At 63.6% G+C, this 6,054-nt stretch carries 8 protein-coding genes; 4 read left to right on the plus strand and 4 right to left on the minus strand.

What is annotated here, in order from left to right; genetic code table 11:
* Positions 1 to 15: 15 nt before the first annotated feature.
* Positions 16 to 621 carry a malonic semialdehyde reductase gene (locus tag B042_RS0112920; protein ID WP_028648647.1) on the plus strand — a complete coding sequence of 202 codons (606 nt, stop codon included), beginning with the start codon at positions 16 to 18 and terminating at the stop codon, positions 619 to 621.
* A 92-nt stretch (positions 622 to 713) separates the two neighbouring features.
* Here B042_RS0112920 and B042_RS25030 read toward each other — a convergent pair whose 3' ends face one another.
* Positions 714 to 890: a DUF397 domain-containing protein gene (locus B042_RS25030; RefSeq protein ID WP_081748760.1), complete on the minus strand. Its 177-nt coding sequence runs from the start codon at positions 888 to 890 to the stop codon at positions 714 to 716.
* Positions 853 to 1,728, minus strand: a complete 876-nt coding sequence (locus B042_RS0112930) for a helix-turn-helix transcriptional regulator (protein WP_155989068.1) — start codon at positions 1,726 to 1,728, stop codon at positions 853 to 855. Before B042_RS0112930 ends, B042_RS25030 begins: the two co-directional genes overlap by 38 nt.
* 250 nt (positions 1,729 to 1,978) lie before the next feature.
* On the opposite strand from B042_RS0112930, the gene B042_RS0112935 reads away from it, so the two are divergent.
* Positions 1,979 to 2,425 carry an ATP-binding protein gene (locus B042_RS0112935; protein WP_028648649.1) on the plus strand — a complete coding sequence of 149 codons (447 nt, stop codon included), beginning with the start codon at positions 1,979 to 1,981 and terminating at the stop codon, positions 2,423 to 2,425.
* Positions 2,426 to 2,439: 14 nt separating this feature from the next.
* The gene (locus tag B042_RS25740) at positions 2,440 to 2,661 is read left to right on the plus strand and encodes a hypothetical protein (protein WP_155989071.1); all 222 of its coding nucleotides are present in this window, start codon (positions 2,440 to 2,442) and stop codon (positions 2,659 to 2,661) included.
* A 218-nt stretch (positions 2,662 to 2,879) separates the two neighbouring features.
* Here the strand turns inward: B042_RS25740 and B042_RS25745 are convergent, their stop codons facing one another.
* Positions 2,880 to 3,437, minus strand: coding sequence for an SMI1/KNR4 family protein (locus B042_RS25745; RefSeq protein ID WP_155989073.1), 558 nt, complete (start codon positions 3,435 to 3,437; stop codon positions 2,880 to 2,882).
* A complete protein-coding gene (locus B042_RS25035) occupies positions 3,434 to 4,798 on the minus strand; it encodes a DNA/RNA non-specific endonuclease (RefSeq protein ID WP_081748762.1) in 1,365 nt (454 codons plus the stop codon). The genes B042_RS25745 and B042_RS25035 overlap by 4 nt, the downstream gene beginning before the upstream one ends.
* 110 nt (positions 4,799 to 4,908) lie before the next feature.
* Here B042_RS25035 and B042_RS0112940 point away from each other — a divergent pair, with 110 nt between their 5' ends.
* On the plus strand, positions 4,909 to 6,012 hold the full coding sequence (locus B042_RS0112940; protein WP_231493836.1) for an ISAs1 family transposase: 1,104 nt from the start codon (positions 4,909 to 4,911) through the stop codon (positions 6,010 to 6,012).
* Positions 6,013 to 6,054 lie beyond the last annotated feature (42 nt).

Here is a 6,054-nt window from a genome sequence, read left to right on the forward strand (position 1 = left end):
CGCAGAGGTTGTGACATGAGCGAGGCACTGGTTCTCGACAAGAACGCGCAGGACCTCCTGTTCCGTTCCGCGCGCACCGCCAACAGCTTCACCGACGAACCGGTGACCGACGAACAGCTCCAGGCCGTCTACGACCTGGTGAAGTTCGGCCCGACCTCGATGAACAACCAGCCCCTGCGCGTGACCTCGGTGCGCTCCCCCCAGGCCCGCGAGCGCCTCGTCAAGCACATGGGCGGCAACAACGCCCCCAAGACCTCGACGGCCCCGCTCACCCTGATCCTGTCGGCGGACTCCGACTTCCACGAGCAGCTTCCCAAGGTCTTCCCGGTCTTCCCCGGGGCCCGCGACAACTTCGCCGGGATGCCGGTGGAGGCCCGCGAGTCGGCGGCCGAGCTGAACGCCGCCCTCCAAATCGCCTACCTGATCGTCGGCGTCCGGGCGGCCGGTCTGGCCGCCGGCCCGATGACCGGGTTCGACGCCGACGGCGTGCAGAAGGAGTTCTTCGGCGAGGACTCCACCCAGCGGCCGCTCGTGGTGATGAACGTCGGCAAGCCCGGACCGGACGCCTGGTTCGACCGCCTGCCGCGCCTGGACTACGACGAGGTCGTCACCGAGGTCTGATCCCTCGGAAGGGGATGTGCGGGGCCGGGCGCCGTCGGGGTGCCCGGCCCCGACCCGTTTCCGGGGTCGGCGGGGGAGGGAGGGTTCGGGGGTCAGCGCCCGGCGCGCACCGAGGCCAGGAGCGCGGTCCACTCCCCGGCCGGCACGTCGAGGTGCCCGAGTTCGCGGTTGCGGGTGTCGCGCACCGCTGTCACCGGCCCCTCCGCGACCTCCACGCAGTTGTGTGCCCCGTCACTGTAGGTTGACTTGTGCCACGGCAGGTTCGCCATCTTCGTACTTCCTCTTCACCTGTCGGAGGTAGTCCACCGAATCTCGTACAGACCGCGCGTTCGCCTGCAATCTACTGAACAGGGACACAAAGGAACGAACCATGTGCGGCTCGTCCGTCGTCTGGCCCAGATAAACCGATTCGGTATGCAGAACCTCCGGAGCCGAAGGTGACGCTATCAGCGAGAACGGGCCGTCCGGCCCCGAGTGCGGGAGCGTCCCCCACCGGTAGAGCTGCATCTGCACCCGGCCGGTCGTGGCGAGCCGGATCAGGGCGTCGATCTGGTCGCGCATGACGGCGTTCCCGGCCACGGGCCGGTGCACCACCACGTCGTCGAGCACCACGTGGTACTGCGGACCGTCCTCGTCGAGGACGCGTGCGGCCCGCTCGAACCTGGTGGATGCCTTCTCCTCGATCATCGGCCCTTTGAGCCAGGGGGCGCCCGCCGCGAAAACGGCTCTGGCGTAGTCCTTGGTCTGGAAGTTCCCCGGGATGAGGACGCAACTGTACTGGCGGATGAGGTCAGCTCCCGCCTGGAGGACGTGGACCTGCTCCTGCCAGTCCAGGCGCTCGGGCGCGTACAGCTCTTCGTAGAGCCTGACCAGGCGCTTTCCCGCCCCAAGGAACTCGTCGAGTTCCTTGACCCTCGACGCGTCCAGGTGCTTCCAGCCGCACTCGACCTGCGAGATGAAGCCCTTGGAGTAGCCGAGTTTACCGGCGACCTTCAGTTGGGTCATACCGCTCTTACGACGCATGCGCGCAACAGCTTGTCCAAAGCGGACGTCTGATATGTCCTTTTTCTTATTCTTCGCCACAGTGTTGAGCAGATCAGGAGGCACTCAGGAAGTCTACAAAAGTACACCGAGGAATACCTGGGGTATTCGCTAATCCCCCCAGGGACCGTAAGCCTGTTCCGGACCCCGAGCTTTGGGGATTCTGGCGTTGTCGATCCGCGAAGCGGCGACTCCCGGTCCTTCCCCCTGGGCTGGGAGCCATCGGAGGAACCCCGGTGGCGGGGTCGGTCCGCCCTCCTCCGGGGCGGGCCGGCCCCAAGACGAGAACACCCAGAACAGACCGAGGTGAGAACACATGCGGCCCACCGTCCCACCACCAGCACTCCCCCGCCGACTGTGCGGCACCGACACCACCTCGGGACTCCTCATCGGCCCCGACCCCCGACACCTGCGCGACGCCCGCCGATGGGCCGCCCAAACCACCCGCTCACGACCCGGACTCGCCGAACCGGTGACCCTCGCCCTCTCCGAACTGGCCACGAACGCCCAGCGCCACAGCGCCTCCGGACTGCCCGGCGGCGCCGTCCGCATCGAGATCGAACGCACCCGACACCGGATCGACCTGCGGGTGACCGACCACGGCCCCCGCCCCGGACACCGGGCCACCTTCCCGACCGTGCCCGCACCGGACCCGCTCCGACCCAGCGGCAACGGACTGCGCCTCCTCGACGCCCTGTGCTCCTACTGGGACTGGACCCAGGGCCCCGGCGGCCAGATCACCGTACGCGCGGTCTTCACCTGAAAACCCCCGACACCATGGGCGCTCCACCCGACCCCGCCAAAGGCCGCCACACCCTCCCCCGGTCCCGCTTCGACCAGATACGGCTCCAAGCCGCACTCCGCGGACTCGTACTCACCCGCTACCCCAGACTGCTCGGAGCGATCTACACCCTCGCCCTACCGAACAAACAGGTCGCCATCTGCCACGACCTCACCGAAGTACAGCAACTCATCAACCGCCACCCACCTCGAAGATGATGTCGGTCAGGACATACACGAGGCGCCCCGAGCCAGACATCGGCAAACGCTATCAAGGGCCGACCTCGGTCCGCGCCACCACCAGCTAGTCCTCCGGCAACACCCCGTCATTGTCGGCCAGTAGAACTCGACGGCGATCGCCGACATGTTCCATGGATCAGGCCCTGTGTACTCGAGCGATAGAGACCGCGCGGCCCGAAGCGTTCACTCTCATCCTTTCAGGCACCATCAAATGGATAAAAGCGGAATGGCAGTTCAGCACCTTCCTCCCGAGGAAAGAAATCCACCTCCCCAGTATCCCAGATATAAGAATGAAGGAAGTCCATAAATCCCCCATTGAAGTACCCGATCTCATCCCCCCTGGAGGATGCAGCAATAGTCCAGTCGTCGGGTTCTCCCCGCGATGTCACCCAGAAAAGATGATCGCCATCGATTGTATGACCCCAAGGAAGCCATCCACATTTCTCTGGAAAAATAGGATACGGCTGCCTGAACTCCATATTCATCTGCCTACTTAGCCGACCACGCCGATTGAAACTTTCCCTAATTAGATCAGGACCGTATGCGAGATTAATATTCTCATCTTCCACACCAGGGACATAAATGTACAGGAAGTCCTCGATATGGCCAGGGCCAAACCAGTAGACATACTCCTTGTAGTCTGAAGGCAGAGAAGTCCCCATCTCTGACTCGACGCGATTCCAGTCCAGAAGGTATTGCCGCGCGCGGCCAAGCCCTGCATCCCTCGCGAGCTTCTCAATGCTGATCATGGTCATCCGCTCCCTGGAGGCATCCCATTTGGAGTATTGTACACCGTCCAATGGGCATAGAATCCCCTATCACCCACAGCATACAAGTCGATGGCATCTGGAACAGGATTATCACCATCGTATTGAGGAATAGATGCATAGAAGATACGCTCACCGGAATCGAGCCTTTGGCGAACTTTATCCTCATAAGTCTGCATAACGTCGGAGTTGGCTGTGTGGTGCAACTTCACCAAGTTACGTCGATCCCGACCGTAGCCACCGAGTTGGCGGCCAAGCAGGTGACCGCGTGCGTACACGCGACCATCTCCAGGGTTCCATCCGGGAGTGGGGTTTGAGTTGATGTCACCATTGCTGCGTGACGTATCGCCGCCTATGATCTCGGTTTGCTTATTAGGATCCAGCCTCCTGCCACGCCCTCTGTAATCGATCTGATCCGCACTCAAGCATGCCGTGACACCAGTTGCCCTCTGTTGAGAGTCGAGCCGATGATAGTAGACCCAGGAATTGTCCCCACTCAGACAATCTCGAGGCTGATCATCCCAATTTTCCACAAATTCAGTAAACCTTTCATGACGATCGGCGTCAGACTGGAACGTGGGAAAGTACTTGAAGTAGTCCCTAAGTTGCTTGCCCGTAAGTCCGTCGAGATCCTCAAGTGCCCGAGTGTAAGAGTCGTCGACGAACTGGTCGAACTCGGTGTCCGTTGACTCCTCGGTGGCCGGGCGTGCGTACTCGGTCGCGAGGATCGCCGCAAGGATGAGTTTCCACGGCGGGGGCGGCGGCGGAGCGTCATCCTCAATGACGTCTACCGTGCCGCCACCACACCACCAACAGCTACCGCCACCATTACCAGGATCACCAATCGGAGATCCATCATTCCCAGGGTTATTTTCACGCAGACTTTCACAAAGCCGCGGACGCCGAGAGCAAGAGTTCTGATGATAAGTAGCAGTACTACCACCCGAGTAGCGAACTTTTCCCGCAGATCCAGATGAACTCCCCGGCCTAAACCTGTTGATCTTAAGAGGCTTATATGGCCTATTCCACATCTCCCACAACTCATCGACGCTCGGTACGTCGTAACTGATGGGACGACCCGAAATTTGCTGCTGAACTCCGACACTCATAAGAGATCCGGCGGCAGCCAAACCCACGCTAATGAGAGCAACCTGACCAGCAGTAAGAGCGACACCACCGATAACAAGTGGAACAAAGTGTCCGCTGGGGTCGGTGTTCATCAGCGGGCTGGCGTTGCCGTAGGTGTACCGGTTGGCCTGCACCGAGGGCACCGGGTTCAGCGTCCAACTGTCCCGCGAGGAGAACCCACCACTGGCCAGGGGTGTTGCAAAGTCGGTGATCGATGGCATCGCTCCTGGTCACAGAAGCGTTCCAGCGTGAGGAAGGTGCCTTGAACACAACAACGGAGCCCTGGTAGAAGGTCAGGAACTTCCACACCCCTGGCCTCACAAGGACTCCGTTGCACCCCCAGTCTGCCATGCCCTCCCCCGCCCTGTCCGCGCCCGCCGAGGAAGAAGCCGATCCCCGCGACCGGCGGGGCCGCCGCCACCGCCTGGGCTGTATCGTCCTGGTCTGTCTGTGCGCGGTGCTGGCCGGAGCCCGCTCCCTGACCGCGATCGGCCAATGGGCGGCCAACGCACCCCCACGCACCCTGGCCCGTCTGGGAGCCCGCACCACCTGCCCCGGACTCGGAGTGCGCACCGCCCCCTCGACGGCCACCATCCGACGGGTGCTGACCAGCCTGGATCCTGCCGCCCTGACCCGCATGACCACCGCCGCCGACCTGGCTGTGCTCATCATTGACGGCAAGAGCGTGCGCGGCTCGCGCACCCGCCGTTCCCAGGCCGTGCACCTGCTGGCCGCGATGACCCCCGCCGGGCACGTCGCCGCCCAGATCCGGGTAGCGGACAAGACCAGCGAGATCCCCGCGCTCGCCGACGTCCTTGACGGGTTGGACATCGAGGGCAGCGTGGTCTCCGCAGACGCGCTGCACACCCAGACCGACACCGCCCGGCACCTGGTCAGCGAGCGCAAGGCCCACTACGTGTTCACCGTCAAAGGCAACCAGCCGACCTTGTTCGCACAGGTCAAAGCGCTTCCATGGGCGAAGGCGCCCGCCCTGTCCACCGAGACCGATCGCGCACACGGGCGGGTCGAGAGGCGCACCGTCAAGGTGCTCACCGCACCCCGGATCGCGTTCCCGCACGCGGCGCAGGTGCTGCGGGTGCACCGGTGGGTCAAGGAGGCGGCCACCGGGCGGGTGCGGCGCACCTACGCCTACGTCATCACGAGCCTGCCCGCCGAGCGGGCCGACGCCGCCCGGTTGGCGGGCCTGGTGCGGGGTCATTGGCGGATCGAGGCGCTACACCATGTACGGGACGTGAGCTTCGGCGAGGACGCCTCGCGGGTGCGGACCGGGCACGGTCCGCAGAACATGGCGATGCTGCGCAACCTGGTGATCCCGCTGCTGGCAGAGCTGGGGCACACGAGCATCCCCGAGGCGGTGCGTTGGGTGTCCTACGAGGCTTTCAGTCGCCCGCTCGACCTTCTCGGACTCGCGTGACCAGCGCTGATCCCGACCTCACCCGACTTTGAAACAGCCCTG

It is taken from the genome of Nocardiopsis sp. CNT312 (genome assembly GCF_000515115.1).
Lineage (GTDB): Bacteria > Actinomycetota > Actinomycetes > Streptosporangiales > Streptosporangiaceae > Nocardiopsis.